This is a genomic window from Sagittula salina (assembly GCF_017813235.1).
In the GTDB taxonomy this organism is placed as follows: domain Bacteria; phylum Pseudomonadota; class Alphaproteobacteria; order Rhodobacterales; family Rhodobacteraceae; genus Sagittula; species Sagittula salina.
In genome coordinates this window covers 17,694-41,164 of record NZ_JAGISH010000015.1, presented here as the reverse complement: position 1 = coordinate 41,164, position 23,471 = coordinate 17,694, and the positions used below count along the sequence as shown (strand labels likewise).

Annotated in this window: 35 protein-coding genes and 1 tRNA gene; 19 read left to right on the top strand and 17 right to left on the bottom strand. The window is 64.2% G+C overall.

Annotated elements, in window-relative coordinates; translation table 11 throughout:
* Positions 1-105: 105 nt before the first annotated feature.
* From J5474_RS19495 to J5474_RS19485, 3 genes are read right to left on the bottom strand one after another with little or no spacing between them, the layout of a single operon-like run.
* Entirely contained in the window at positions 106-360 is a 255-nt protein-coding gene (locus J5474_RS19495) for a hypothetical protein (RefSeq protein ID WP_209363211.1), read from the bottom strand.
* The gene (locus J5474_RS19490) at positions 357-866 is read right to left on the bottom strand and encodes a hypothetical protein (protein WP_209363209.1); all 510 of its coding nucleotides are present in this window, start codon (positions 864-866) and stop codon (positions 357-359) included. Before J5474_RS19490 ends, J5474_RS19495 begins: the two co-directional genes overlap by 4 nt.
* A complete protein-coding gene (locus J5474_RS19485; RefSeq protein ID WP_209363206.1) occupies positions 856-1,431 on the bottom strand; it encodes a terminase small subunit in 576 nt (191 codons plus the stop codon). The genes J5474_RS19490 and J5474_RS19485 overlap by 11 nt, the downstream gene beginning before the upstream one ends.
* Positions 1,432-1,832: 401 nt before the next feature.
* Here J5474_RS19485 and J5474_RS19480 point away from each other — a divergent pair, with 401 nt between their 5' ends.
* From J5474_RS19480 to J5474_RS19465, 4 genes are all read left to right on the top strand, one after another.
* Complete coding sequence (locus J5474_RS19480) at positions 1,833-2,282, top strand: hypothetical protein (protein ID WP_209363204.1); 450 nt, start codon at positions 1,833-1,835, stop codon at positions 2,280-2,282.
* Positions 2,283-2,293: 11 nt separating this feature from the next.
* Positions 2,294-2,545, top strand: a complete 252-nt coding sequence (locus J5474_RS19475) for a hypothetical protein (protein ID WP_209363202.1) — start codon at positions 2,294-2,296, stop codon at positions 2,543-2,545.
* Between the two features lie 55 nt (positions 2,546-2,600).
* A complete protein-coding gene (locus J5474_RS19470) occupies positions 2,601-2,978 on the top strand; it encodes a hypothetical protein (protein ID WP_209363200.1) in 378 nt (125 codons plus the stop codon).
* Positions 2,979-3,078: 100 nt separating this feature from the next.
* The gene (locus tag J5474_RS19465; RefSeq protein ID WP_209363198.1) at positions 3,079-3,897 is read left to right on the top strand and encodes a hypothetical protein; all 819 of its coding nucleotides are present in this window, start codon (positions 3,079-3,081) and stop codon (positions 3,895-3,897) included.
* Here J5474_RS19465 and J5474_RS19460 read toward each other — a convergent pair.
* The 6 genes from J5474_RS19460 to J5474_RS19435 are packed head-to-tail and all read right to left on the bottom strand — an operon-like array spanning position 3,881 to position 6,759.
* Positions 3,881-4,270 (bottom strand): hypothetical protein, encoded by a 390-nt coding sequence (locus tag J5474_RS19460; RefSeq protein WP_209363196.1) that lies wholly within the window; start codon positions 4,268-4,270, stop codon positions 3,881-3,883. The two genes, J5474_RS19465 and J5474_RS19460, sit on opposite strands and share 17 nt — an antisense overlap.
* Positions 4,271-4,279: 9 nt before the next feature.
* Positions 4,280-4,888, bottom strand: coding sequence for an MT-A70 family methyltransferase (locus tag J5474_RS19455; protein ID WP_209363194.1), 609 nt, complete (start codon positions 4,886-4,888; stop codon positions 4,280-4,282).
* A complete protein-coding gene (locus J5474_RS19450; RefSeq protein ID WP_209363192.1) occupies positions 4,885-5,448 on the bottom strand; it encodes a hypothetical protein in 564 nt (187 codons plus the stop codon). Before J5474_RS19450 ends, J5474_RS19455 begins: the two co-directional genes overlap by 4 nt.
* A complete protein-coding gene (locus tag J5474_RS19445) occupies positions 5,366-6,166 on the bottom strand; it encodes a DUF1376 domain-containing protein (RefSeq protein WP_209363190.1) in 801 nt (266 codons plus the stop codon). The genes J5474_RS19450 and J5474_RS19445 overlap by 83 nt, the downstream gene beginning before the upstream one ends.
* Position 6,167: 1 nt before the next feature.
* Positions 6,168-6,554: a DUF1064 domain-containing protein gene (locus J5474_RS19440; RefSeq protein WP_209363187.1), complete on the bottom strand. Its 387-nt coding sequence runs from the start codon at positions 6,552-6,554 to the stop codon at positions 6,168-6,170.
* Entirely contained in the window at positions 6,538-6,759 is a 222-nt protein-coding gene (locus tag J5474_RS19435; RefSeq protein WP_209363185.1) for a helix-turn-helix domain-containing protein, read from the bottom strand. The genes J5474_RS19440 and J5474_RS19435 overlap by 17 nt, the downstream gene beginning before the upstream one ends.
* Before the next feature lie 194 nt (positions 6,760-6,953).
* On the opposite strand from J5474_RS19435, the gene J5474_RS19430 reads away from it, so the two are divergent.
* From J5474_RS19430 to J5474_RS19380, 11 genes are all read left to right on the top strand, one after another.
* Positions 6,954-7,268, top strand: coding sequence for a helix-turn-helix domain-containing protein (locus J5474_RS19430; protein ID WP_209363183.1), 315 nt, complete (start codon positions 6,954-6,956; stop codon positions 7,266-7,268).
* Positions 7,269-7,503: 235 nt separating this feature from the next.
* Positions 7,504-7,755: a hypothetical protein gene (locus J5474_RS19425; protein WP_209363181.1), complete on the top strand. Its 252-nt coding sequence runs from the start codon at positions 7,504-7,506 to the stop codon at positions 7,753-7,755.
* Complete coding sequence (locus J5474_RS19420; RefSeq protein ID WP_209363179.1) at positions 7,752-8,756, top strand: PD-(D/E)XK nuclease-like domain-containing protein; 1,005 nt, start codon at positions 7,752-7,754, stop codon at positions 8,754-8,756. Before J5474_RS19425 ends, J5474_RS19420 begins: the two co-directional genes overlap by 4 nt.
* Positions 8,753-8,956, top strand: a complete 204-nt coding sequence (locus tag J5474_RS19415) for a hypothetical protein (RefSeq protein WP_209363177.1) — start codon at positions 8,753-8,755, stop codon at positions 8,954-8,956. The genes J5474_RS19420 and J5474_RS19415 overlap by 4 nt, the downstream gene beginning before the upstream one ends.
* A complete protein-coding gene (locus J5474_RS19410; protein WP_209363175.1) occupies positions 8,953-10,074 on the top strand; it encodes a recombinase family protein in 1,122 nt (373 codons plus the stop codon). The genes J5474_RS19415 and J5474_RS19410 overlap by 4 nt, the downstream gene beginning before the upstream one ends.
* A gap of 47 nt (positions 10,075-10,121) precedes the next feature.
* A complete protein-coding gene (locus J5474_RS19405; protein WP_209363173.1) occupies positions 10,122-10,286 on the top strand; it encodes a hypothetical protein in 165 nt (54 codons plus the stop codon).
* A 1-nt stretch (position 10,287) separates the two neighbouring features.
* Positions 10,288-10,551: a DUF2312 domain-containing protein gene (locus tag J5474_RS19400; protein ID WP_209363171.1), complete on the top strand. Its 264-nt coding sequence runs from the start codon at positions 10,288-10,290 to the stop codon at positions 10,549-10,551.
* Between the two features lies 1 nt (position 10,552).
* Positions 10,553-11,092, top strand: a complete 540-nt coding sequence (locus J5474_RS19395; RefSeq protein WP_209363169.1) for a hypothetical protein — start codon at positions 10,553-10,555, stop codon at positions 11,090-11,092.
* Complete coding sequence (locus J5474_RS19390; RefSeq protein ID WP_209363167.1) at positions 11,089-11,541, top strand: hypothetical protein; 453 nt, start codon at positions 11,089-11,091, stop codon at positions 11,539-11,541. Before J5474_RS19395 ends, J5474_RS19390 begins: the two co-directional genes overlap by 4 nt.
* Before the next feature lie 30 nt (positions 11,542-11,571).
* Positions 11,572-11,760: a hypothetical protein gene (locus tag J5474_RS19385; protein WP_209363165.1), complete on the top strand. Its 189-nt coding sequence runs from the start codon at positions 11,572-11,574 to the stop codon at positions 11,758-11,760.
* Positions 11,757-12,848, top strand: a complete 1,092-nt coding sequence (locus J5474_RS19380; RefSeq protein ID WP_209363162.1) for a tyrosine-type recombinase/integrase — start codon at positions 11,757-11,759, stop codon at positions 12,846-12,848. Before J5474_RS19385 ends, J5474_RS19380 begins: the two co-directional genes overlap by 4 nt.
* Positions 12,849-12,922: 74 nt before the next feature.
* Here the strand turns inward: J5474_RS19380 and J5474_RS19375 are convergent.
* Together J5474_RS19375 and J5474_RS19370 are read right to left on the bottom strand one after the other, a co-directional pair.
* Positions 12,923-12,998: transfer RNA gene (locus tag J5474_RS19375), tRNA-Thr, on the bottom strand.
* Positions 12,999-13,044: 46 nt separating this feature from the next.
* Complete coding sequence (locus J5474_RS19370; protein ID WP_209363160.1) at positions 13,045-14,691, bottom strand: ABC transporter permease; 1,647 nt, start codon at positions 14,689-14,691, stop codon at positions 13,045-13,047.
* Between the two features lie 84 nt (positions 14,692-14,775).
* On the opposite strand from J5474_RS19370, the gene J5474_RS19365 reads away from it, so the two are divergent.
* Positions 14,776-15,657 (top strand): hypothetical protein, encoded by an 882-nt coding sequence (locus tag J5474_RS19365; RefSeq protein ID WP_209363158.1) that lies wholly within the window; start codon positions 14,776-14,778, stop codon positions 15,655-15,657.
* Between the two features lie 12 nt (positions 15,658-15,669).
* Here J5474_RS19365 and epmA read toward each other — a convergent pair whose 3' ends face one another.
* The gene (epmA, locus tag J5474_RS19360) at positions 15,670-16,698 is read right to left on the bottom strand and encodes an EF-P lysine aminoacylase EpmA (RefSeq protein ID WP_209363156.1); all 1,029 of its coding nucleotides are present in this window, start codon (positions 16,696-16,698) and stop codon (positions 15,670-15,672) included.
* Positions 16,699-16,797: 99 nt separating this feature from the next.
* Here epmA and efp point away from each other — a divergent pair, with 99 nt between their 5' ends.
* Positions 16,798-17,364, top strand: coding sequence for an elongation factor P (gene efp, locus J5474_RS19355; protein ID WP_209363154.1), 567 nt, complete (start codon positions 16,798-16,800; stop codon positions 17,362-17,364).
* A 183-nt stretch (positions 17,365-17,547) separates the two neighbouring features.
* Positions 17,548-18,462, top strand: a complete 915-nt coding sequence (locus J5474_RS19350; protein ID WP_209363152.1) for a cation diffusion facilitator family transporter — start codon at positions 17,548-17,550, stop codon at positions 18,460-18,462.
* Positions 18,463-18,568: 106 nt separating this feature from the next.
* On the opposite strand, the gene J5474_RS19345 is transcribed toward J5474_RS19350, so the two are convergent.
* The 5 genes from J5474_RS19345 to J5474_RS19325 all read right to left on the bottom strand — a co-directional run bounded on the left by J5474_RS19345 (position 18,569) and on the right by J5474_RS19325 (position 23,114).
* Entirely contained in the window at positions 18,569-19,306 is a 738-nt protein-coding gene (locus tag J5474_RS19345) for a proteasome-type protease (protein WP_209363150.1), read from the bottom strand.
* 132 nt (positions 19,307-19,438) lie between these two features.
* Positions 19,439-20,236 (bottom strand): transglutaminase family protein, encoded by a 798-nt coding sequence (locus tag J5474_RS19340; protein WP_209363148.1) that lies wholly within the window; start codon positions 20,234-20,236, stop codon positions 19,439-19,441.
* 4 nt (positions 20,237-20,240) lie between these two features.
* Entirely contained in the window at positions 20,241-21,185 is a 945-nt protein-coding gene (locus tag J5474_RS19335; protein WP_209363147.1) for an alpha-E domain-containing protein, read from the bottom strand.
* Positions 21,185-22,609: a circularly permuted type 2 ATP-grasp protein gene (locus tag J5474_RS19330; protein ID WP_209363146.1), complete on the bottom strand. Its 1,425-nt coding sequence runs from the start codon at positions 22,607-22,609 to the stop codon at positions 21,185-21,187. The genes J5474_RS19335 and J5474_RS19330 overlap by 1 nt, the downstream gene beginning before the upstream one ends.
* Positions 22,610-22,856: 247 nt before the next feature.
* Entirely contained in the window at positions 22,857-23,114 is a 258-nt protein-coding gene (locus J5474_RS19325; protein ID WP_209363145.1) for a DUF2312 domain-containing protein, read from the bottom strand.
* 132 nt (positions 23,115-23,246) lie between these two features.
* On the opposite strand from J5474_RS19325, the gene J5474_RS19320 reads away from it, so the two are divergent.
* The gene (locus J5474_RS19320; protein ID WP_209363144.1) at positions 23,247-23,462 is read left to right on the top strand and encodes a hypothetical protein; all 216 of its coding nucleotides are present in this window, start codon (positions 23,247-23,249) and stop codon (positions 23,460-23,462) included.
* Positions 23,463-23,471: the final 9 nt, after the last annotated feature.

Here is a 23,471-nt window from a genome sequence, read left to right as displayed (position 1 = left end):
AGGTCGTCACGTCTGCGCCTGACCCCTGCACCTGACGATCATCGAGGGCTGGTTGTTCCGACAGGCGCAGCAGCCTGCCGTGGATTGCGCTGGGGGGGCGTCTCGTCATGCTGCGGCCCTCGTCTCATCGAGGATCGCGGCAAGCATTCTGGTGGCCTCCTGCGAGGCGGCGAGGGCATCGCCATAGAACTGCGGGCGACCTTCGTGGAGGCTCTTGTAGAGCGCCACACGGCCCGGCAGGCGGTCGAAGGGGATGCGGTCGTGGTGCTGGCGGCCGGAGATCGTGACGATCCCCCGCCCCACGTCCACGCTGATGCGCTTGCCCTGCACGAATTTGAGGCGTGGGGCCTGCCCGCTCATGCGCCATCATCCTCAGGGTTGGTGGGTGCAGAGCCGTGCAAAAGCTCTTCCTGGATGCGCATGAAGTCCTCTGCGCGGTCCTCCGGCTCGGCCTTGCCGTCCGCGATTACCTCCTCGATGCGCCGCTTGATGGCCTCGATGGTCCCCACCTGCGCGCGGATGGCCGTGTCGACGAGGATCTGCACCTCGTCGAGCATGGCCATGTACCAGGCGGCGTGGTCGATCTCGGCGGCCTCCGCGCGCTCCGCTGCGAGGCGCTGCGTGATCTCCGCCTCGATCTCCTCGGGCGTGAGCTCGGCGCGGCGGACCTCCTCGGGGCCGGACGCGAGGTCGATGCCGTAGACGAGAGGCGTAGGCGCTGTGGCACCGGTGAGCTTTGCCAGCGCGTCGATCATCTCGCGCGCGCTGCTGTAGTTGTAGTAGTCACCGTTGTTGCAGTGGATGGTGGTCCAGCCGCCCTTGGCGTTGCTCTGCAGTACCAGCCGATCACCGGGTTCAATCGTCATCGTCGTCTCCTTCGTCTTCGTCGGAATCGTCGCGCTGCCCGGCGACAGGGATGGGCTTGGCCTTGGCCATGAGATGCTGCGCGAAGGCGGCGAGCGGGTTCTCGTCCTCGCCTGCGCGCTCGAAGAGGCGGTGGTGTTTGCCGAGTTGGTCGAGGGCGCGGCCCTTGTCCCAAAGCTTGACCTCGTGGACGTGCTCGACTTCACGGCCTTTCGTGCCGGGTACGGGACGCACCACGACCTTGATTGCCTGGATGGCGGCGGCGGTGTCGTCGTCCAGATCCTCGATGCGGCGCAGGGCGCCCGTCGCGTCGAAAATCCGGCGGATGTCGGAGGTGGCAATGGCGCCGATCTCGCGCAGCACGCGGGCAGCATCGACGACGGCGCCCTGGGCAGCGATCTCCTGCAACTCAGCCACGCGAGCTTGCACGTCGGGGTTGGCTGCAAGGCGTGCAGCATTAGCAGCATGGCGCTTGTACCCGGCGGCCTCGTAGGCATCGACCTGGGATGCACCAGCTGCAAGCCGTTGCGCGAATACTTCGTGCCGCTCTTTCGGGAGGATGCCCATGCCTGCCTGCTAAAGTCTGCCCTCAGCAAACTTTAGCACTCATTCCACATCCACGGAAGCCCTCGCGCGTCACCACCAATACCATATCTTGGTGTCTTGGATTGGCTTCGCCCCGGCAATACCACGGCAGAGCCATGGCTAAAGCCGCCTATAGATATTACAGGCACTTACCTTGCAAATACCTGCGTTTTTTTATCGCAAAACACGGTGCAGAAAAACGCACGAATAAGCGCGAAACCTGATTTTGGGCATGGTCGGCACGTCCCGCTTGCGCGCTGCAAACTTTTAGCATAGCGTTAATTTTAGCCGGAGACGCGCAAGACGCGCGGGCTTTGTGGCTTGGATGGCCCACAGCGATTTGCAGGAGGCAATTTCGCCTCGTCGGGCCGAGGGAGACCGGAATGAGCTATCATTTTCATGCGCGCGAGAGCGTTCTGGACGACGGCGTGACAGGGTTTGAGGCCCTGATGATGCTGGAGGATTGTGATCCGAGGGCCGCGTGGGCTGCCGAGATCGTGGAAGACGAGGCCTGCGCGGCGATGCTGGCCCGGCTGGGCGGCTGCTACCTGACGGTGGAGGATGCCGCGCTGGAGGCCAGCGACCTGACCCAGGACGAACGCGACGTGCTGAACGTCCTCGCCGGTCTGACGCCGGTCGAGGGACCGCTCCTCGCCCACAGCCGCATCGCGGTGATTTCCGCCTCCGGCGATGCTCTGACGGTGACGACGCGGGCCACGATGCGCCGCCTGCCTGCCAATCCCTACGTCGACGAGCGGGTGATGGCCGCGCGCCTCAGAGACGGGGCCAACTATCGCTCCGCCGAGGGCAACATCTTCATCCGGCTGGACTGATGGGGGCGGCGATGACGACCAAAGACGATTTCGTGCCCCTGCCCGACGCGACCGGCACCGGGTGGCAGTACGTGCGGCCCAGCGGCGTGATGGCGGTGACTTTCGACCGAGCGACGCGCAGTACCATTGTGCACTGCTTCGACAGCACCACGCTCGCCTGCGCCAGTTCCGTCTCGGATACCATCCGGGCCCTGCGCGGACGCCCTGCGCCGACCATCGAAGACATCGACGCCAACCTGCACCAGCCCGTTCGGGCTGTCTGATCCGGTGAGGGCCGCCCCATGCGCGGCCCGATCCCGAGCAGACAGGAGAGAGACCATGCGAGATTTCAGGGAAATGAACCGCAGACGCTTCGCGGATCAGGAAGCGCGTGTACGCGGCTGGACGGTGTTCAGCGAGCGGATGGATGATGGACGCACAAGCTGGTTCGCAATCAACGACGCCACCGGCGAGAACCGCACGGTGAATCTCTCGGGCTGGGTCATGTGCGTGCCCTTGAAAACCCTCGACATGCTGGCCGAGATGGGCTGGCCGCAGCGCAAGCTGGGCGACCCTCCGCTCCAGCCGAACGACATCCCCGAGATTTACGAGGCTTGGAAGGCCGCACGCGCGCTGGCTGCCACCTCACAGAAAATCGATGAGCACATGAACTCCGGGCGCTTCGCGCGCCTGCACATGGGCGGGAACCTCGCCTGACGAAATACGCCCTGCCCCTCCTCCCCTCGGTAGGGCGTACAGCGCGGACCGGGCTCTCCTCCTCCCTGCCCGGTCCGCGCGCCAACAAAAGGGAAGACCCATGGCCAAGCGGCACAAAGACAATCGGCAAATGTCCTTCTTCGACCTGTTCGAGGCGGCTCCACCGCCTCCGGCCAAGGTCGCTCACGATCCGGTTGATCCCGATGCCCAGAAAATCCATCCGATGTATGCCAAACTGCCCCGCGACGAGCATGGCCGGTACATGGTTCCAACGCGCGCCTACGGCGAGGCAGAGCACATCATCACGGTATCGCCCGGAGAGGCGCACCTCCCCGTTGTCGAAGTCGAGGTGCGCGGCATGACCGTCATTCTGGCGCCGTCCTGCATCATGAACCCCGGATTCTGCGCCTACACCACGTCTCCCGAGGGAAGCCCGTGCTTCTCTAGCACCGGGTTTCGCAGTTGGACGGGCTGCGGCGCGTCGACCGATACCCCGGAACTCTGCGCCGAGATCATCGAGCGCTACATCGACAACAAGGTAAAGGGCGACGGCACCGGCGGCCTGGGCGGAAAGCTCGAGCGCTGGTGGAGCACAACCGTCAGCCAGTGGCACGGATCGCTCGGATTTGCTTTGCGCTCGGATCGCGCGACGACATGGGCGCAATGGGGGCCGGAGAAGCACGCCGCGTCCTGGGCCGCGCACGACGCACAGCAGGCCGAGGCGCTGCGCTACATGCACGAGCGCGGCTTCGATCCGAACGGCTTCCCGCCCCCGTGGCAGGTCAGGAAGTTGCAGATGCCCACGTGGGTAAGCGACGGCACCACATGGGTGCCTCAGATCCGCAAAGCGCCAGGCGGTATCCCTACCCCGGGCGCTTTGCCGTTTGCCGGTCCTGTCGGCTTCACCGCCGAAGCTTGATCGCGTGTTCATAGACCTCGATCCTGGTTCCGGCCGAATTGATGCGGAACTCCATCGTCACCATCGCAGCCCGCGCGTCCAGTGCCGCCATGCCGGAGACGCGGTAGAGCCCCTGCCGCTCGATCCCGTGGAACCCCTGCACGAGGCAATCGACGGCGTCGCGGCGCAGGATGGTGGCGAGATCACCAATCACCTTCTGGCGGATACTCTCGGGCAGATTGCCCACGTCGATGGGCGTGGCGACGGATTGGAACGTCGGCGCGTTGCGCAAGACCCGCAGCTCGGTTTCCAGCGTGGCGATCTTCGCCTCCTTCTCCTCCAACTCGCGGATCAGGCGCTTGATGCTGAAGGCCCTGCGAATGAATTTCAGCATTGCAATCTCCTATGCTGCTGCGAATTTGTCGATTTCGTTGCCGAAGGCGGTCCAGCCGGGGCGGCGCTGGCGCGCGAACACGTCCGCACGGATCGGGGTCATGAACCCCTCGCCCTCGCGCCCCTCCGGCATGAGCGCATGCGCCGCGGCGTAAGCCTCCTCGGGCTTGCGCGAGTGGCCGCGCGCGAGGCCTTCCCAGGTGTTGCGGGTGCTGCGCGTGGTCTTCACGCGGCCGCGCTTGCCGACGAGGATGGGCTCTCCCGCGTTGCGCAGGACGTGGCCCTGGCCGAAGGACTGCTTCCCGTGGACGGTCTTCTTGGACCACCAGGCCATCGTGCAATACTGGAACCCCCAAGCGTTGAGGCAGGTCAACTGCTGCGGAACCATCGGCCCGGTGGCCCAGAGCAGGAGCAGGCAGTTCGGCCCGGCGAGGTCACCCACCGGCAGGCCGCGTACCCACTCGATGTCCTCACAGGTGTAGTGCGCCTCGGGCGACTTCTTGCCCGGCTCGCCGTAGTTCTCGAATTTCCACGGCGGGTCCACCATCATCAGGTTGAAGCCGCCATATGGCCGATCCTGCAGCCATGCCTTTGCGATCTCCCCGAGGTCGCGGGTCATCCGCGCGGCCCCACGAGGTGGCCGAATCCGTTCTCGCGCAGGATCTCGGCACGGCGCGCGGCATCGGGCTTGTTGCGCGGTCGCGCACCATCCTCCGGCGGCTCGCGCAGCGCTCGCAACAACGTGCGGCGCGGGGCGCAGAGCAGGTCCAGCGCCTTCTGAAGCTCGTCCCAGCTCGGGAAAAACGCCCACGGCAGGCCCAGCAGAGCGTGGTGAACCGCGTCCGCCGGGAACCGGTTCAACCGATCGACATAGGCCCGAAGCTTCAGAGCAGCCGTGAAATCGTCTTCGGCCCGGTGGGCAGAGATCACGTCCAGCTCGGCCAGCCACTGCTCGATCTGCCAGTCGGAAGCGGGCGACATGCTGCGCTCAACGAGGCTGGCGATCGTAGCACGCCCCTCGGCGCTGCCGGTCAGATGCCAGCGGCCCGGAACAAGGAAGCTGTGGGGGAATTTCTTCGGCTTGACCGGCTGGAGGTCAAGGTTCCAGCTGACGCCGTGCGACGAGGCTTGCGAGGCCAGAGCCTCCAGCACGTCCCGTGGTGCCAGAGGGGTTTTCACGAGTTCTCGGGGGGACATCTTGCGCCTCCATGGTCTTGGTCTGGGCGGCACGCAGATCGCCTGCGCACCGTTCCATGACCGGGGTGAAATAGGTGAGAGTTTTCGGGGGGCCGCCGCGCTTGCCGCGCATCACGTTCCGTATCGCGTCGAGTACCTGAGATTCCGAAAGGTCGAGGTCGGAAATCCACCGCCGTGCCTCGATCATCTGCGCCTCGTCCCCCAGACGCGAACCGCCCCGACCCGTTAGGCCAGAGACGGGATCGACCCCAGCGGCGGCCAGCAGGCGGCCCCTGAAAGTGTCCTGCCCCGCCTCGTCCTGCGGCACCAACTGCGTGGGTTCGAAGTCCATTTCCTCCTGATCTGGCACCTGCCCCAGAGCCCTCATGTGCTGACGCAGCAGGAACGCTTCTGTCTTGCGCGCCTCCTTTTCGAGCCTGTGGCTGCGCCAGCAGGTTTCATCGACAATGAACAGGGGCTCCAGCGTCGGACGGAGGCGCCGAACCCAGATCGTGCGGGACACGCGACAGATCGTGGCGAGCGGCTTGTCCTTGTTCGGCAGTCGCAGGTCACGATTGGCCCACATCGCATATATCAGCAGATGCCATGCGCCGATGTCGGTCGCATCCAGCCCCATGGTGTCGCGCAGGAATGCGTCGGCCCAGATCGGGACTGCGTATTTCGTTCGGGCGCGCGCTGGATCGTAGGACTGTCTTGCCACGTCAGGTCTCCCTGATCTCGTAGCCCATGCCGCGCATGATTGCCTTTTTCAGGCGATAGGCGGGCGTGAGGAATCCCTTGGAGTCCTCGATGATCGCCTGTCCCGCCTCGACGTAGACGAAATCCGCGATGTAGACGATCTGCTGCCCGCGGTCATCGAGCAGGGGCCCGGAGGCCCCGACGAGCTGGAATTTCACCTGTCGGCGCAGGTCGCGGATGTGGCCTGATCGCTGGAGGTTCAGCAGGTCGCACCAGCGCTCCGCTTCCTTCACACTCGGAAACTTGATCCCGTCAACAACGGTCGCACGGGCGCCGTACTTGTGCCGTTTGGGCGTATCGAATCCTGCAAGGCCGAGTGCAGCGGCCTCCGACTTACTGAGTCTCGCCATCATGGATGCCGTGACGGAGCCAGCTATTCATATCGACCACTCCGCCAGTGGCCATGGAGATGCGACGCATCACATCACTGCCAGGCGTGCGGACACCGTTGAGGATTTGGCTGAGATAGCAGTCGGCAATAGCCAGATCATCAGCGATCTTGGCCTGCGTGTCGCCCATGTCCTTTCGGAACGCGACATACTCCGCGATGGTCATGCTCCCACCGTCGGATGAGCAGTCCCTATTTGTGCAACCCATACTTGAAAGCCTCGCGCCAGTACCTTAGGTAGTTTGCATATTGCTAACTTTTTACAACGAGGTCAACGCAAATGGCGCTTAGGAGTAATTTGCACATTGCAACTAAGTACAGGTATTCTCTCCCCTACCGGACTTTAGTCGCAGCAGGGGCCATGAAGCTACAGATCAAGCAGGTCAGACGACGGAAGAAAGTCAGCCAGACGGCGCTGGCTGAAGCCATCGGCATCAGTAAGGGTTACATGAGCCAGATCGAGAGCGGCACGCGTAAACTCAGCGTAGAAATGCAGAACGCCATCGCCAATGCGTTGCGGGTGAACCCGTCCGAACTCGTGGACTTCTCAGCGCCAAGCGAGAACGAGATCGAGCAGATCACCCGGGCATTCGAGAACGCAGACCCTGGCCAACGCGAGATGATGCTCACGATGGCCCGAGCAGTTCTGGATAGGTATTCCCGATCCAAGCACTGAACTCGTCGAACTCAGTGCGCCCCATTAGAATCAGTAGCGAATTCATGACCCGCAGATCCTCCTTTTCTGCGGGTTTTGCTTTGCTATGTTCACTATTCGTATTCATACAATTTCACCTCGGAGTCTGCGTTGCAGACACTGCCTGAAAAGTGCCGCCTCGTTAACAAATTTTTTGCTCTTTGCAAATCGTTTGCAGTGCGCTAATTTTAGCTGACATCCTCATGAGGGTTTCAGCATGTCCAAGACCAAAAAAGTCCCCATCACGATCCTCGACCGCGAGATCGAGACCTACGTTCCGGCGCGCGGCGACGGCGACGCAATCGCCATCATCTCCGGTTTCGGCTGGGTTTTCAAAGCCCCGACGCCCATGGCCGCCATGAAGAAGGCCGACACGTTCCGGCGCGAGCAGTGGAATAATATCTGCTCTCCCGAGCGGCGCGTCCCGATGACCGGCCCCCTGCCCCGCCGGGCGGAGGCGCGGGCATGAACCAGGTCACGCCAATCGAGATCACGTCCATCAAGCTCGGCCCGGGCGTCTACGACGACCTGCCCGATGAGTTCTACCACGGAGACTGCTGCGCCGGCCCCTCGATTTCCAGCACCGGCCTGCGCCAGATGTTGAACGACCCCGCCGACTATTGGGAGGGCTCCGCGCTTAACCCGGTGGTCGCGGAGGTGCGCAAGCGCGCGCAGGAAGAAGCGATTGCGCAGGGCATCGCGCCGCAGAAGCGCCATTTTGACATCGGCAAGTCCGCTCACCTGATGCTGCTGGAACCGCAGCGCATCGGCGAGAGCGTGGCGGTGATCCCTGCCGACATCCTCGGCTCCAACGGCGCGCTGTCGACAAAGGCGGCAAAGACTTGGGCCGCGCAACAGGCTGCCGCCGGACGCTCGGTGCTGAAACCCGAGGAATGGGACGGCATCTGCGACATGGCCGACGCCCTGGCGTCGCACCGCGAGGCGCGCGCGCTTATGGCAGGGTGCCGCATCGAGCAGTCACACATCTGGCAAGATCCGCAAACCGGCGTGTTCATCAAGTCACGCCCGGACCTGACCCCGCCGGAATCGGGCCACTGGATCGTCGATTACAAGACGACCGACGCGGCGACCCCGGACGACTGGTCGCGCAAGAGCCTCTGCGACTTCCGCCTCGACATCCAGACCGCGCTGCAACTTTGGGGCGCCAACGAGTGCCTCGGGATCGAACCGCTGGGCGTGGTCTACATCGTGCAGTCGAAGAAGAAGCCCTCCCGCATCGCACTGCGCCGCATCGCGCGCCAGAGCACCATCGGGCAGGACCTGCTGGCCGCTGCCCGCCTCGACATCCGCACCGCGCTCAACCGCTTCGCCATCTGCTGGGAAACCGGCCGCTGGCCCTCCGTCTGGGACGGCCCCGCCGCCGACATGATCCCGCCCAGCTTCCGCCAGCGCGAGATCGAGGCGCAGCTCGCGAAAAGCGTGCCCGACTGGACGGGGTTCGCAGCATGAAATTCGACATCGACATGACCCGGGAGGAGGCGGAGGCCTTCTCCCACGCCCTCTCTGACGTTCTCTGCTGGATGTCCGGGTTCTGCGCCGCCCGCGCCGGAACGGACACGGCCGACGACCTTCCGTTCAATCGCCACAAAGTCCGCGATCTGAACATCAAGATCAAATCCGCTCTCGACAAAGGAGATCAGAGCAAATGAACCAGATGACCACGCAGGGACAGGCCCCGGCCTACCAGCCCACCATGGCGGCCTCGGGCCGGATCAAGTTCGACCTGATGGACCCGCACGCATTCAATCACATCCAGCGCGTGGCGGCGATGTACGCTTCTTCGCCGCTGTTCCCAGAGCATCTGCGCAAGGGCGACCATCAGGCGGCGGTTGCCAATGCCGTGCTGTGCCTCAACATCGCGGAACGCCTCAACGAGGACGCCCTGACGGTGGCGCAGAACATCTTCTTCGTCGGGGGCCGCGCCGGGTGGAACGCCACTTACATGATCGCCAAGGCGAACATGAGCGGCGTGTTCAAGGGCACTATTGAGTGGAAGACGCAGGGCGCGGGCAAGGATATCGAAGTCACCGCCTACGCCACGCTCGCCTCGACCGGCAACAAGGTGGAGAAGACCATCACCTTCGCCCAGGCAGAGGCCGATGGCTGGACCCGCAACGCCAAATACAAGTCGATCCCCGAGACCATGCTCCAGTACCGGACGGCGGCGGCACTGATCCGCCTCTACTGCCCCGAGGTCATGATCGGCATGCCTGCGGCGACCGAGGTCGAGGACGAGCAGGCCGCCATGCGCGACGTGTCGCCCCAGCCCGAACCCGCGCACGAGCTGCGGGCTCCGGCAGCCCCGGCAAACCCGGCGGTCGAGGACGCTGAAACCGTCGAGGATCAGGCCCCGGCGCCGAAGGTGAACCGCACGCCGCCAGCCCCGGCAGAGGTCGAGGACGAGGCCCCCGAGGAGAAGCCCAAGCCCGCGAAGAAGAGGCCCGAACCGAAGCCGGAGCCTAAGCCCGAGCCGGAACCGGAACCGGAACCGGAACCCGCCGAGGAGGATACCGCGCCCGAACCGGAAGCCGAGCTTGATCTCGCGCCCACTTCGCAGCCCACCGACCCTGCGACTTGGTCGAAGGACTGGAAGGCATTTGCGGCGCGCATCGCGAAGGAACTCGAGATGTCGAAGGCTGGTGACGACGACGATGGGGACGCCGCCGGCGTCGCGGGCTTCTACCACGAGGATCTGTCCCAGATGCGTGAGGAGGCCCCCGACATCTACGAGACCGTGGACAAGCGCGTTCGCAACGAACTCGTCTGAGTTACCGGGGCGCCGTCGCGCGCCCCGGCCACCACAGGCGCCAAGCGATGGATCTCGACCGAGCCCTGGCGATACTCGCCGCCCCTCTCGATTACGACGACGCGGATCTCCGCGCTGCCGCTGCCCGCATCCTGGCGGACACGGACCGAACCTACATGCAGGACAAATTGGCCAAGCTGTACGCGCGCATCGGCCTAAAACAAAAGGTGTGACATGACCGAGAACACGGAAACCGCCGGAAGCCACGGCATCGCGGCCGGTGAACTGACGCAGTTCATCGAGCGCATCGAGCGGCTGGAGGAGGAGAAGAAGGAGGTGGCCGAGCAGATCAAGGAGGTCATGGCCGAGGCCAAGGGCCGCGGCTACGACACGACCGTGATGCGCAAGGTGATCTTGCTCCGCAAGCGCAGCGCCGACGACATCGCGGAGGAGGAAGCGGTGCTGGAGATGTATAAGTCCGCGCTCGGGATGGCGTGAGATGAGTGCGATTACGGTTCCTGAGGCGATGATGGCCGCCGCCCGCCTCGAACAGGACGACCTGCCCGGCTGTGAGGAAACCGCAGCCGCAGCCGTGGACGAGGCAGACGGGGAAATCGCAGACATCCTGCTCCAGCTCCAGCAGGACGCCGATGGGCAGATTTCAGTGTCACAGCGCGACCCCACCTGGCCGCACCGTGCCCGGGCCAAGATCCGCTTCCTGCGAAGGCAGCTGAAGGTTTACGCCTATATCCGCCACGCCCACCAGGTGGAACGGGAGCAGCGCGAGGCTGCGGCCAAACGAGCTGCCCGGGCCGCGCTTCGGCACAAACTGGACCTCGAGGCCACCGCCGCGCGTCTGGCCGCTAAGGAGCAGGCGGCCGCGCGGCATGCGAAGCACCTGGAGCGCCAGAAGTCCGAGGCGGAAGCCGTTCTTCAGGCGCTCCAGGTGCATCTCAAGACTCTGCCCGCGGAACAGCGGCAGCCGATCTACGACGTGATGCGCGCCGCCCAGGCGAAGGTTCGGGGGGAAGCGGCATGACCGAAGCGAAAATCCACAGCGGCGCTCCTTATTTTTCCACTGCCGGACAGCAGATCATGCTGCGGGACGGGTTTGGGGTCAGCATTGGCCGACTTTTGTTGATCGGCTGCGACAATCCGGGGGTGATAGCCCACGAGATCGCGTCCGCGATATGCGCCCCGAACCGGCATGGATACCGGGTCGGCGTAAAGGTCGGAAAAGCCTCCGAGGCACCCCGCATCGCCGCCTTAGAGGCCCTTCTCCGCGCCGGCGCTGACCTTCTCAGCGTCGAAAGCGAGGGGCTGAAAAGCGGCATCCGTATCGGAGAGGACGGCGATCTGTCCACCGCTCCTGAGGATGCCCATACGGTCGCGGCCATTGAGGAAATTGAGGCGTGGATCGCGGACGCCGGACGCGCGCTGTCTTCCCCTGCGCAGGCCCCCGGCCGCCACCCCGAAGGCGCAGAATGACAGCGCCCCGGACCCAGAAAGGAGGATGCCATGGCTAAAGCCCCAGCACCATCCATGCCAACGCCGAACCAGATCAAGGACGCCTGGGAAGCGGTGCGGGAGATCAACCCCATGGCCCGGATTGTGGCCGTGGGTCCGGATGGCGTCAAATTTGACTATGCCGTAGACGAGTTGACGGCCAAGCGTCAGAATGGCCCGAAACGCTACGGTGAAAAGTGACCCCGCCAAACCCTTTCCCCGGCTGGTATAGCGAGACGCTGCCCTCTGGCAACGTCCGCCATGTCGTGCGGAAGCAGGGCGACAAGCGGAAGAAGACAACCGTACCCGTAGGCCCGGAGCATCCGGAGTTTCTGGAGCATTACCGCGCGGCCCGTGCCGGTGAGAAGTGGCACGGAGAGGCAGTGAAACCGCAGGCCCCGCGCCAATCTCTAGATTGGCTCAGGGAGAAGTACCTTGACCACCTCGAACGCATGGTGAAGGGCGGCAACGCCAGCCCATCCACGCTCAAGCAGCGGCGTAGCCTGTTGACCCGGCTCTGCGATCACCTCGACGACGACGGCGACCGATACGGCGATCTGCACCTTGACCTTCCCCAGCCCGCGCTGATCCGGGTGCGGAACGCCCGCGCAGAGACCCCGGCAGAAGCCGACAACATGATGAAGGCGACGAAGGCCATGTATCGCTTCGCGGTGGAGGCCGGAGACCTCGACGCCAACCCGGCGGAGGGTATTCGGAAGATCCACAAGAGCAAGGGCGGCGCGACCCCGTGGAGCGCGGCGGACATGCGCAAGTTTGCCAAGACGCACCGGCCCGGCTCGATGGCGTTCCTGTGGCTGACGCTGGCAATGTTCACCGGCGCGCGCATCGGAGACTTGGCCCTGCTGGGCCGTGAACACGAGGTGACGCACAACGGCGCGGTGTGGCTCGAATGGCAACCGGGCAAGAAGGGCAGCGCGTTCGTGTCGATGCCCATCCTGCCCCCGCTCCTGCGCACCATGCGCGCCATGCCGGTTGTCGGCCCGGCCTACCTCCTTTCTGAGCGGGGGAAGCCGTTCAAGAATGTGGAGACGCTGAGAACGCGCGTTCGGCGCTGGTGCGATGCGGCAGGCCTTCCGGATCGGTCCTCGCACGGGGTGCGCAAGGGTATGGCAACGCTGCTGGCGGAGGCCGGAATAAATGAGCAGCAGATCGGCGCGGTGCTGGCCCACACGCAGCCTTCGACGACTCGGGTTTACACCCAGACGGCCCAGAGGCGGCTGCTTTCCGAACAGGCTTTGACCGCGCTTTCTGGCTTCGATTGGGGCTAAGGTGCCCCACGACCCGTTTTTCGTGGGGCACTTTCCCCGAAAAATCCAATGAAAACAATGCGGAATTTTTGTTATGGTGCCCCCACACGGACTCGAACCGCGGACCTACTGATTACAAATCAGTTGCTCTACCAGCTGAGCTATAGGGGCACAGCGCACCGTTTAGCCGGGTTTTCCGGCGTTGAAAAGTCCCTTTTCAGCGGTTCGCCCGCGCCAATAGCGCTACCGCCAGAAGACCGAAGAGAATAACCAGCATCGCTGCCGGGCTCGCGTCGCCGAGGTTTTCCAGCGACGCTTGTTCGTGCACGCGCGTGGCCAGTGTTTCGTAGTTGAACGGACGCAGCAGCAGGGTCGCGGGCAGTTCCTTCACGCAGTCGACAAAAACCAGCAACAGCGCGGAGGCGATGGAGGCCCGCATCAGCGGATAGTATACCGCACCCAGAACCTGCCCCTGTGTCCGCCCCAAGGACCGCGCCGCCAGCGGCAGGTTCGGCGAAACGCGCCCCATGGCCGCATCCGCCGCCCCCTGCGCAATGGCAAAAAAACGCACCGAATAGGCCAGTACCAGCGCGAAGGCCGTGCCGGTCAGGACCAGTCCCGGATCCCAGCCTGTCGTCTCCCAGATCGCATCCGCCACCCGATTGTCGAGCCAGGCGAGCGGGATCAGGATGCCAACCCCCAGCACCGCCCCCGGCGCGGCGTAGCCGATGGTCGTCACAGGCAGCAGCAGTCTCGGCAGGCGTTGCCCCGAGAGCCGCACTCCGTAGACGAGAAAGACCCCGGCCGCCACCGTGATCCCTGCCGCCGCGCCGCAAACGACCAGCGTGTTCAGCCCCGCCCGCCAAAGGCCGGGCTTTGCCCAGTGCTCGGCGTTTTCAAGCGCATGTGACAGGATCACCCCGGCGGGAAAGACGAAGCCCGCCACCAACGGAATCGCGCAGGCAAGTGTGGCCACCCACCCTGCCCAGCCGGTCATCGGGCGCCGTTCGACCGGTCGGTGCCGTGTGGAAAGGTTGAAGAACTTCATCCGCCGGCGCGAAACCTTCTCCAGGGTCACCAGCAAGACCACCAACACCAGCACCACGGCCGCGATCTGCGCCGCACCACCCGCATTGTTGCCCTCCAGCCAGACGGAGAAGATTCCTGTCGTCAGGGTCTGCACGGCGAAGTAATCCACGGTGCCGAAATCATTTACGCTTTCCATCATGACAATGGCGACACCGGCGGCGATGGCCGGGCGAGCCAGCGGCAGCCCCACCCGCCAGAACCGGGCGAAAGGTCCGGCGCCGAGCGAACGGGCCACCTCCTCCGCCGCGGCCGATTGCTCCCGGAAGGCAGCGCGCGCCAGCAGGTAGACATACGGATACATCGCCGCCGCAAGCACGAGGATGGCGGCACCCAGTGACCGGATCTCCGGGAACCAATAATCCCGCGCAGAACTCCAGCCAAAGAGCGCCCGCATCCAAGTCTGCACCGGCCCCGCGTATTCGAGAAAGTCCACCAGCGCATAGGCCCCCACGTAGGCCGGTATCGCCAGCGGCAGCAGCAACAGCCATTCCAGCCAGCGCCGTCCGGGGAAATCGTAGCGCGCCACCAGCCATGCCGCGCCAGTGCCCGCCATGGCCGCCAGCAGCCCGACGCCGAACATCAGCTTTGCCGTGGTCATCAGGTATCGCGGCAGCGTGGTGGAGATCAGGTGCGGCCAGATATTTTCCTTCGGGAAGAAAGCGATGCCGAACACCGCCACGATCGGTGCCACCACGATCAGCGCGATCAGCGCCGCCCCCAGTGACCACCGGGAAGGCCATAGCATCCGCTTTTGTGTTGTCTCGGCCATGGCCATGGCGGTGCCCTTTCCGCGGTTCCTTGTGCAATGTCCGACTATAAGAGTAGGACAGGGAAACAGGAACCCTTCGAGGCGGTTGAGATGCAGGTGATCCTTCACGTGGGCGTGCACTGCACGGACGAGGACCGGATCCTCAAGTGCCTGCTGCGCAATGCCGATACATGGCGGCACGAAGGCGTGGCCATTCCCGGCCCGTCGAAGTACCGTCGCCTCCTGGGGGACGCCATCACCAAGCTGAAGGGCACAACGCCCGGGGAGGACGTGCGCGAGGTGCTGCTGGATGCGATCCTGACCGAGGATCCGCACCAGATCGACCGGCTGGTACTGTCCAACGACAACTTCTTCTCCGTGCCTAAACTGGCGCTGGACGAGAGGCGGTTGTATCTGAAGGCCGAAAGCCGCCTGCAGACATTCGCTGACATCTTTGCCGGGGACGACGTCGAGATCTTCATGGGCCTGCGCAACCCGGCGACCTTCTTGCCGGCGACCTTTGGTGCCACCCCGCACGAGGAATTCGGAAGCTTTCTCAACGGGATGGACCCGATGCACCTGCGCTGGTCCGATCTGATCCGCCGTATCCGCGAGGCGGTGCCGCAGGTGCCCGTCACCGTCTGGTGCAACGAAGACACGCCCATCATCTGGGGTGAGGTCATCCGCGGGATGGCCGGGATCGAGATGACGCGCAAGATCACCGGCGCCTTCGACCTCTTCAGCCGGATCATCGACCGCGAGGGCATGAAACGTTTCCGCGCCTTCCTTGCGGAGAATCCCCATATCAATGAAATGCAGAAACGGCGGGTCATGGCGGCCTTCCTCGACAAATACGCCATGGATGAAGAAATCGAGGAAGACGTCGACCTGCCCGGCTGGGACGCTGCCTATATCGACAGACTGACGGAGCGCTACGAAGCCGATCTAGGCACCATTGCCGAGATGCACGGGGTGTCGCTCATCACCCCATAAGGCAATCGGCCCTCAGACCGGAACCCAGAGGATATCCTCGATCTTCGGCGCCGCCGTGGCCAGCATCACGAGCCGGTCAAAACCCAGCGCAATGCCCGAGGCGTCCGGCATATGCTCCAGCGCCGCGAGGAACTCCTCGTCCAGCGGATAACGCTCGCCGTAGACGCGTTCCTTTTCGTCCATCTCCGCCACGAACCGACGGCGCTGCTCGGCGGCGTCGGTCAGCTCGCCAAAACCGTTGGCCAGCTCGACCCCGCACGCATAGACCTCGAAACGCTCCGCCTCGCGCGGGTCGTCAGCGCAGGTCCGCGCCAATGCCGCCTCGACCGCCGGATAGCGGTCCAACACGGTCAGGCGACCGTGGCCGAGGTGCGGCTCCACTTTTTCGGACAAAAGGCGCGAGAAGATGTCGGACCATGTATCGTCGCCTGCCACTCGCGTACCCACGGCCTCTGCCTGGCGGGCCAACCCATGCCTGTCTGCCCCCACTCCCAGCGTAGCCAGCAGATCGACGCCGGCGTATCGCAAAAAGGCTTCCGCCACGGAGAGCCGCTCATACGGCGCGAAGGGATCGCAGGTCTGATCGCGAAAGCGCAGCGCCTCCGCCCCCGCCGCCTGCACCGCCAGCTGCGCCATGCGGGCCATGTCCTCCATCAGCACGGCATAGTCCTCGCCCGCGCGGTACCATTCCAGCATGGTGAATTCCGGGCTGTGTCGCGGCCCCTGCTCGCGGTTGCGCCAGACATGGGCGAAGGCCGCGATGCGCGTCTCTCCTGCCGCCAGCAGCTTTTTCATGGCGAACTCGGGCGAGGTGTGCAGGTACATCTCCCGCCCCTGCCCGTCGTTGCCGATAGCGGTGGTGCGGAAGGCGTGCAGGTGCGCCTCGTTCCCCGGAGAGGGCACCAGCGCAGGCGGATCGACTTCGGTAAAGCCTTCTGTGGCCAGATAGCCGCGAATCGCCGCCTGCGCCCGGTTGCGCGCCAGCAGCATCGGCCGCCGGTCGGCGTGCCGCGAAGGGTGCCACCAGGGTGTTTCGTTCATTCTCCTCACCTCCGAACTGGAAATCCGCCCGGCAATCGGGTAGGTCCGCCATCAATCCGGCGCTTAGTCGGCGCACCCGTCATTGGCAAGGAACAGTCCGTGAAAGTCATCGCTTCCTCTCTCCGCAAGGGCAACGTCGTCGACAAGGACGGTCAGCTCTACGTCGTGCTAAAGGCCGAGAACTTCCACCCCGGCAAGGGCACGCCGACGACCTCGGTCGACATGCGCCGCATTTCCGACGGGGTGAAGACCAGCGAACGCTGGAAGACCACGGAACAGGTCGAGAAGGCCACCGTGGACGAGCGCGAGTGGGATTTCCTCTATGACGATGCCGAAGGCTACCACTTCATGAACCCCGAGACCTACGAACAGGTCGCCGCCACCCCCGACGTGATCGGCGATTCGGCGGCCTTTCTCGAGCCGGGCACCCGCGTGATGTTGTTGACCTTCGAAGGAAACCCGATCTCTCTCGAACTGCCGCAGCGTGTCACTGTCGAAGTCACGGAGACCGAGCCGGTGGTGAAGGGCCAGACCGCCTCTTCGTCCTACAAGCCCGCCATCACCAACGTGGGCGTGCGCATCATGGTGCCGCCGCATATCGCCGTCGGCACCCGCGTGGTCATCAACACGGCCGACAATTCTTACGTCGAGCGCGCCAAGGACTGAGGTCCCGCCACGCCTGACCGGATCGGGGGCGGCCGGGGCCGCCCTCTTTGTTTTCCAGCCATCTGCCCAATGCGCACCGCGCATTTCATCGGCAAATGCAGCGCGCGGCGTATTCGCGACATCAGGTGGTTGAGCCGCCCCTTCACGCCCTGTATCCCGACCGCATCCGGAAAGAGGATCGCCATGGCCAGCACAGACAACAGCCCGCCGAACGGAAAGCTGCGGTTGGCGGTGGGCAGCCTCGTTCTGGGATGTATCGTGTTGGCGCTGAAGACGCTGGCGTGGTCGCTGACCGGCTCCGTGGCACTGCTCTCGGACGCGCTGGAAAGCACGGTGAACCTCGCCACCGCCTTTGCCGCGCTGGTGGCGATCAACGTGGCCTCCCGCCCGGCGGACCAGCAGCATCCCTTTGGCCATCACAAGGCAGAATATTTCTCTGCCGTGCTCGAAGGTGTCATGATTATCGTTGCCGCGCTTTTCATCCTTCATGAAGCCTGGGGCGCGGCGCAGGCTCCCCGCGCCATGCAGGCGCCTTTTTCGGGCCTCGCGATCAATGGTTTTGCCACGGTGCTGAATGGGGCATGGGCCTTTGTTCTCATGCGGCGCGGGCGTGCGCTGAAGTCACCCGCACTGGTGGCGGACGGCAAACATCTGTGGACGGATGTCGTGACTTCCTTCGGGGTCGCGGTGGGCGTCGGGCTGGCGCTGGTGACCGGATGGTGGGCGCTGGATGCGGCGATGGCGGCGCTGGTGGCGGTCAACATTCTCTGGTCCGGCTGGCACGTCATGAGCGCCTCGCTCAGCGGCTTGCTGGACGAAGCTGTCCCGGAAGCCGATCTTTCCCGCATTCGCGAGGTCATCGCGGAAAATGCAATCGGCGCAGTAGAGGCGCACGACCTGCGGACACGGCACGCGGGATCTGCCACCTTCGTGGAATTCCACCTTGTCGTACCCGGTGAAATGACCGTCTTCGACGCCCATGAGATCTGCGACCGGGTGGAGCACGCGATGCACGACGCCGTCCCCGAAAGCCGGGTGACGATCCACGTCGAGCCGGAACACAAATCGAAGCATTCCGGAATCGTGGTGCTGGACTGAGACAGCGCGCGATCCGCGCTGCGAAGCCCTGCCCCAGCGCCCCAGCGCCCTGAGTATTGCTGCCAAGAAGAAGCAAGAGGGCACCGCTTTGACGGAAGCGTCTGCGTCAGTCCTCGAACGTGAAGGTTTCCAGACTGTCGAGTGTCTCTTTCAGCGCCTGTCCCCAGCCCTGACTGATGGTCTGGAAGTAGGGATCTTCGGCAGTGACGCGCCCGATGCGGCCCGTCTTCAGGCTGTCGGTCTCGTAGCAGTGGAAATCGAAGGGCAGGCCTACGGTCAGATTGGCCTTTATCGTCGAATCGAAACTGACGAGCAGCAGCTTCATCGCGTCCTCGAAGCTCATGTCGGGTTCATAGGCGCGCACGAGGATCGGTCGACCGTACTTGATCTCGCCGGTTTGAAAAAACGGCGTGTCCTCGCCAGCCTCGATGAAATTGCCCTCCGGATAGATCAGGAAGAGGCGCGGCGGGTTATCCCCGATCTGCCCCCCCAGCAGCAGCGTCGCATTGAAGGCAGTGTCGGCGCGCTGGCCGGATTGCGCCTGCCGGTCGATGATCTCGCGCAGGGTTTCCCCCACCAGCCGCGCGGCCTGAAACATGGACGGAACCGCCAGAAGCGAGGGCGACCGCTCCGAAGGCGCCTTCAGCCGTTCGTCAAGTTCGGAGACCACGGCCTGCGTGGTGGCGAGGTTACCGGCGCTCATCAGCGTGATGCAGCGCTCGCCCTCGTCTTCCCAGATCGTCATCTTGCGGAACGTGGAAATGTTGTCGAGCCCCGCATTGGTGCGGGTATCGGACATGAACACCAGTCCACGGTTCAGCATCATGCCCACGCAATAGGTCATTGTCGGTCCCTTTGACTCGCCGCAGTCCCGTTTAGGGTACGCCGAGGCGGGCAATCAAGCACCATGTGGAGTCAACCTTCGCGACTTGGCGACGCGGGGGCGCCATACGGTGGCCCGTGACCAGGGCCGCCGTCACTGCTGCGCGATCTCTATGGCGACTTCGAGGCTCTCGCCCTCCCCCCCGACGCGGCGGCCGTTGACCGGAGCGGCATCGCCATAGTCCAGCCCCAGCGCCACACGCACGTAATGTTCGTCCGGCGACATGGCGTTCGCCGGGTCGAACCCCACCCAGCCAAGGTCGGGGACGTGAACCTCTGCCCAGGCGTGCATGGCATCCTGTGCGGTGCGGTCATCCATCATCAGATACCCTGACACGTAGCGCGCGGGCCAGCCCGCTTCGCGCGCGCAGGCGATCAACACATGGGCGTGGTCCTGACAGACGCCACGGCCCTCGGTCAGCGCCTCCTCCGCGGTCCAGTGGCTTTCGGAACTGCCGGTCTCGTAGGCGACAGCCTCCGCGATGGCGGGCATCAGTGCGTGGCAGCGGCCCAGAACGGTGCCCCCTTCCACCGACTTCAGCAGCGCCTTCACCGCCGGGCCGGCCTTTGTCCGGGGCGTTACCCGTTGGTAAAGCCAGAGAGGCACCAACCCGACGTGGCGCCCGATGACACCATGCGCCTCGCCGATCTCCACTTCGCCCTCGCAACGGACGGATAATTCGGTGCAGTCGCGATCGAAGCCGATGAGGTCCACGTAGTTGCCATGGTGATCCTCGTAGGAGAGTTGATGAGTCGCCCCCTCCAGTGTCATGTCCCAGCGGATGACCTGCTGATCCCGGCGCGAGCGTGGGCGCAGGCGCAGCTGTTGCAGCCCGAAGGTCACCGGAACCTCGAAGCGATAGCGTGTGGTGTGGGAAATCTTCAGCCGCATGTCATCACTCGTAGAACCGGTAGTCGATTTCGATCTGCCGCCCGAGAGCGGCCATTTCACCCAGCATCTTCTGGATGTATTCGTGGAGCCCGTATTCGAACACCTCGTCGATCGACAGGCGCAGATACTTCTGCTGCACCTCCTCCGCCATTACGCAGCATGGCAGTTGGCCGCCGTAATCCGCCGACAGATACGCCATGTTGTCGATGATCTTGCCGATGCAGAAGGCGAGGCTACGCGGCATCCGCCGGTCGAGGATCAGGAACTGCGCGATATCGTGCGGGTCGGTCTGGGCCCCGTAGGCCATCCGAAAGCCGCCGCGCCCGGATACGGAGCGCAGCAGGATTTCCCACTGCACGTTGTCTATCGAGGACCCCACCGACATCACCGACGGCAACAGCACGTAATATTTCACATCGATGATGCGCGCGGTATTGTCGGCGCGTTCCAGAAAGGTACCGATGCGGGCAAAGTCGTAGATCTCGTTGCGCAGCATCGTGCCATGCGTCGTGCCCCGTACCATGCCGGTCCGCTGGCGCAACATCCGCAGAACGCCAGGCAGATCACGATCGGCCACCTTTCGCGCCAACTGGTCTTTTGCCGTCATGTAGGCGGTATTCGTGGCCTCCCAGACCTCCGTGGTGATTGCCGTGCGCACCAGACGGGCGTTATGCCGCGCCTGCGCGATGCAGGACATCACCGAACCGGGATTGTCCTTCGACCGCAACAACCAGTCGACGGCGTGGTCGCGGGTGATCTCGTCTCCGAGGTGCTCGTAGTAGCCTGCGAGCGAGCCGGAGGTCTGAAGCACGGATTTCCACTCTTCCTCCGTACTGCCGAGACGGGTGAGCGCGATGCGCTGACCGGTTTCGATCAGGCGCGCGATGTTCTCTGCCCGCTCGAGCTGGCGGTACATCCAGAACAGGCCGTTGGCGGTTTTTCCCAGCATCAGTCTTCCAGCACCCAGGTGTCCTTGGTTCCGCCGCCCTGGCTGGAATTCACCACGAGCGAACCCTTCTTCAGCGCCACGCGGGTCAGGCCGCCCGGCGTGATGTTGATCCCCTGCGGACTGACCAGCACATAGGGACGCAGATCCACGTGGCGCGGACTGAGCCCCGCCTTGGTGAAGATCGGCACCGTGGACAGCGCCAGCGTCGGTTGCGCGATGTAGTTGGAGGGCCGCGCCATCAGTTTCTTGCGGAAATCGCTCAGTTCCTTTTTCGATGATGTCGGGCCGATCAGCATGCCATAGCCGCCGGAACCGTGCACCTCCTTGACCACCAGTTCCTTGAGGTTGTCGAGAACATAGGCGAGCGCGGCGGGTTCGGCACAGCGCCAGGTGGGGACGTTTTCCAGCAAAGGCCGCTCGCCGGTGTAGAACTCGACGATTTCCGGCATGTAGCTGTAGATTGCCTTGTCGTCGCAGATGCCGGTGCCCGGCGCGTTCGCGATGGTCAGCCTGCCAGCGCGATAGACGTCCATGATTCCCGGCACGCCCAGCGCGCTTTCGGGATTGAAGTTCAGCGGATCGAGGAAGGCGTCGTCGATGCGGCGGTAGATCACGTCGATGGGCTTGTAGCCCTGCGTCGTTCGCATGCAGAGCCGCCCGTCCATGACGCGCATGTCGTTGCCCTCGACCAGCTCCACGCCCATCTGATCGGCAAGGAATGCGTGTTCGAAATAGGCGGAGTTGTAGATGCCCGGCGTCATCACCGCCACACAGGGCTTGCCCTCGGCGCAGTCGGGCGCGCAGGCCGACAGCGAATTCAGCAGGTCCGTCGGATAGGTTTGCACCGGCTGCACGCGGTTGCGCGTGAAAAGCTCCGGGAACATCTGCAGCATGGTCTCGCGGTTTTCCAGCATGTAGCTGACACCGGAGGGCGTGCGACCGTTGTCCTCCAGCACATAGAACTGGTCCGGCCCGGTACGCACGAGGTCGATACCCACGATGTGGGTGTAGACGCGGCCCGGTGGGGTGACCCCGATCATCTGCGGCTCGAAGGCGTCATTGCGAGAGATCATGTCTTGCGGGATGCGGCCCGCCTTGATGATCTCCTGCCCATGGTAGATGTCGTACAGGAACGCGTTGAGCGCGCGCACCCGCTGTTCGATCCCGCGGCTGAGGCGCTGCCATTCCCGCCCGGCGATGATGCGCGGGATGATGTCGAAGGGAATGAGCCGTTCCTCCGCCTCGGCGCGGCCGTAGACGTTGAACGTGATCCCCGTCAGGCGAAAGAGTTCCTCCGCCTCGCGCTGTTTGGCGCGCAGGTGTCTCGGATCCTCACCCTCGAACCAGCCGTGGAAATTCGCGTAAGGCTGGCGAACCTCGTCGCCCAGTCCAGTCATCTCGTCGAAGATCGGCCTGTCAGCCATTCAGCCCCCGCTCTGGCGCCGCGGATTCCGCCGCGCGCCCCTCTCCTTGTCCGTGTTACGAGGCTAGACTGCGCTTTCCCCCGGATCAATCACCTCCCGGGGCTTTTTGCGACAAAGCCGTGCACAGCATAAAAAAAGAGCGCCTCCGGGGGGGCGCCCTTCCGTACATTTTCAGCTGGCACCTGTCCAGACCTTTGCGGGGACCTTCAGACGATGATCGCCCGCCCCGCAAAGTCCGTCCGGCGCCTCAGGCCATGCCCAGCGCGGCCTTGTACATCTCCAGCACCGCCTCTTCCTCGGCGATGTCGTCGGCACTGCGCTTGCGCAGGGAAATCACCTTGCGCATGACCTTGGTATCATAGCCGCGGCCCTTTGCCTCCGCCATGACTTCCTTGATCTGCTCGGCGACCTCCTTCTTTTCTTCTTCGAGCCGTTCGACGCGCTCGATGAACTGCGTCAGCTCACCGGCCGCGATGCCATAGCTGTCACTGGGCGTATCCTGCATCTGTCGTCTCCTGAGAGGATGTCCGGGGGAATTGCGGCACGGAATACAGGCGGGCGCCGTGAGCATCAAGGGGTTGCGCGGCGCAAGGGGCTGCATTAGGCGGGGTCCGCATCTGCAAGAGGGGTATGCGCCATGGGCTGGCTGATCTGGATCGGGGCGGCGGTATCGCTGGTAGGGCTCGCCGGACTGACGTGGTGCATCATCAAGGTCTGGCGCGCACGCAAGGCGGGCCTGCCGGAGGAAGAATTGCGCGCCGTGGTGCGCAGTGTGGTGGCGTTGAATATGGGGGCGCTGTTCCTGTCCACCATCGGCCTGATGATTGTGATCCTCGGCATTTTCCTGAAGTAGCCCTGTTCG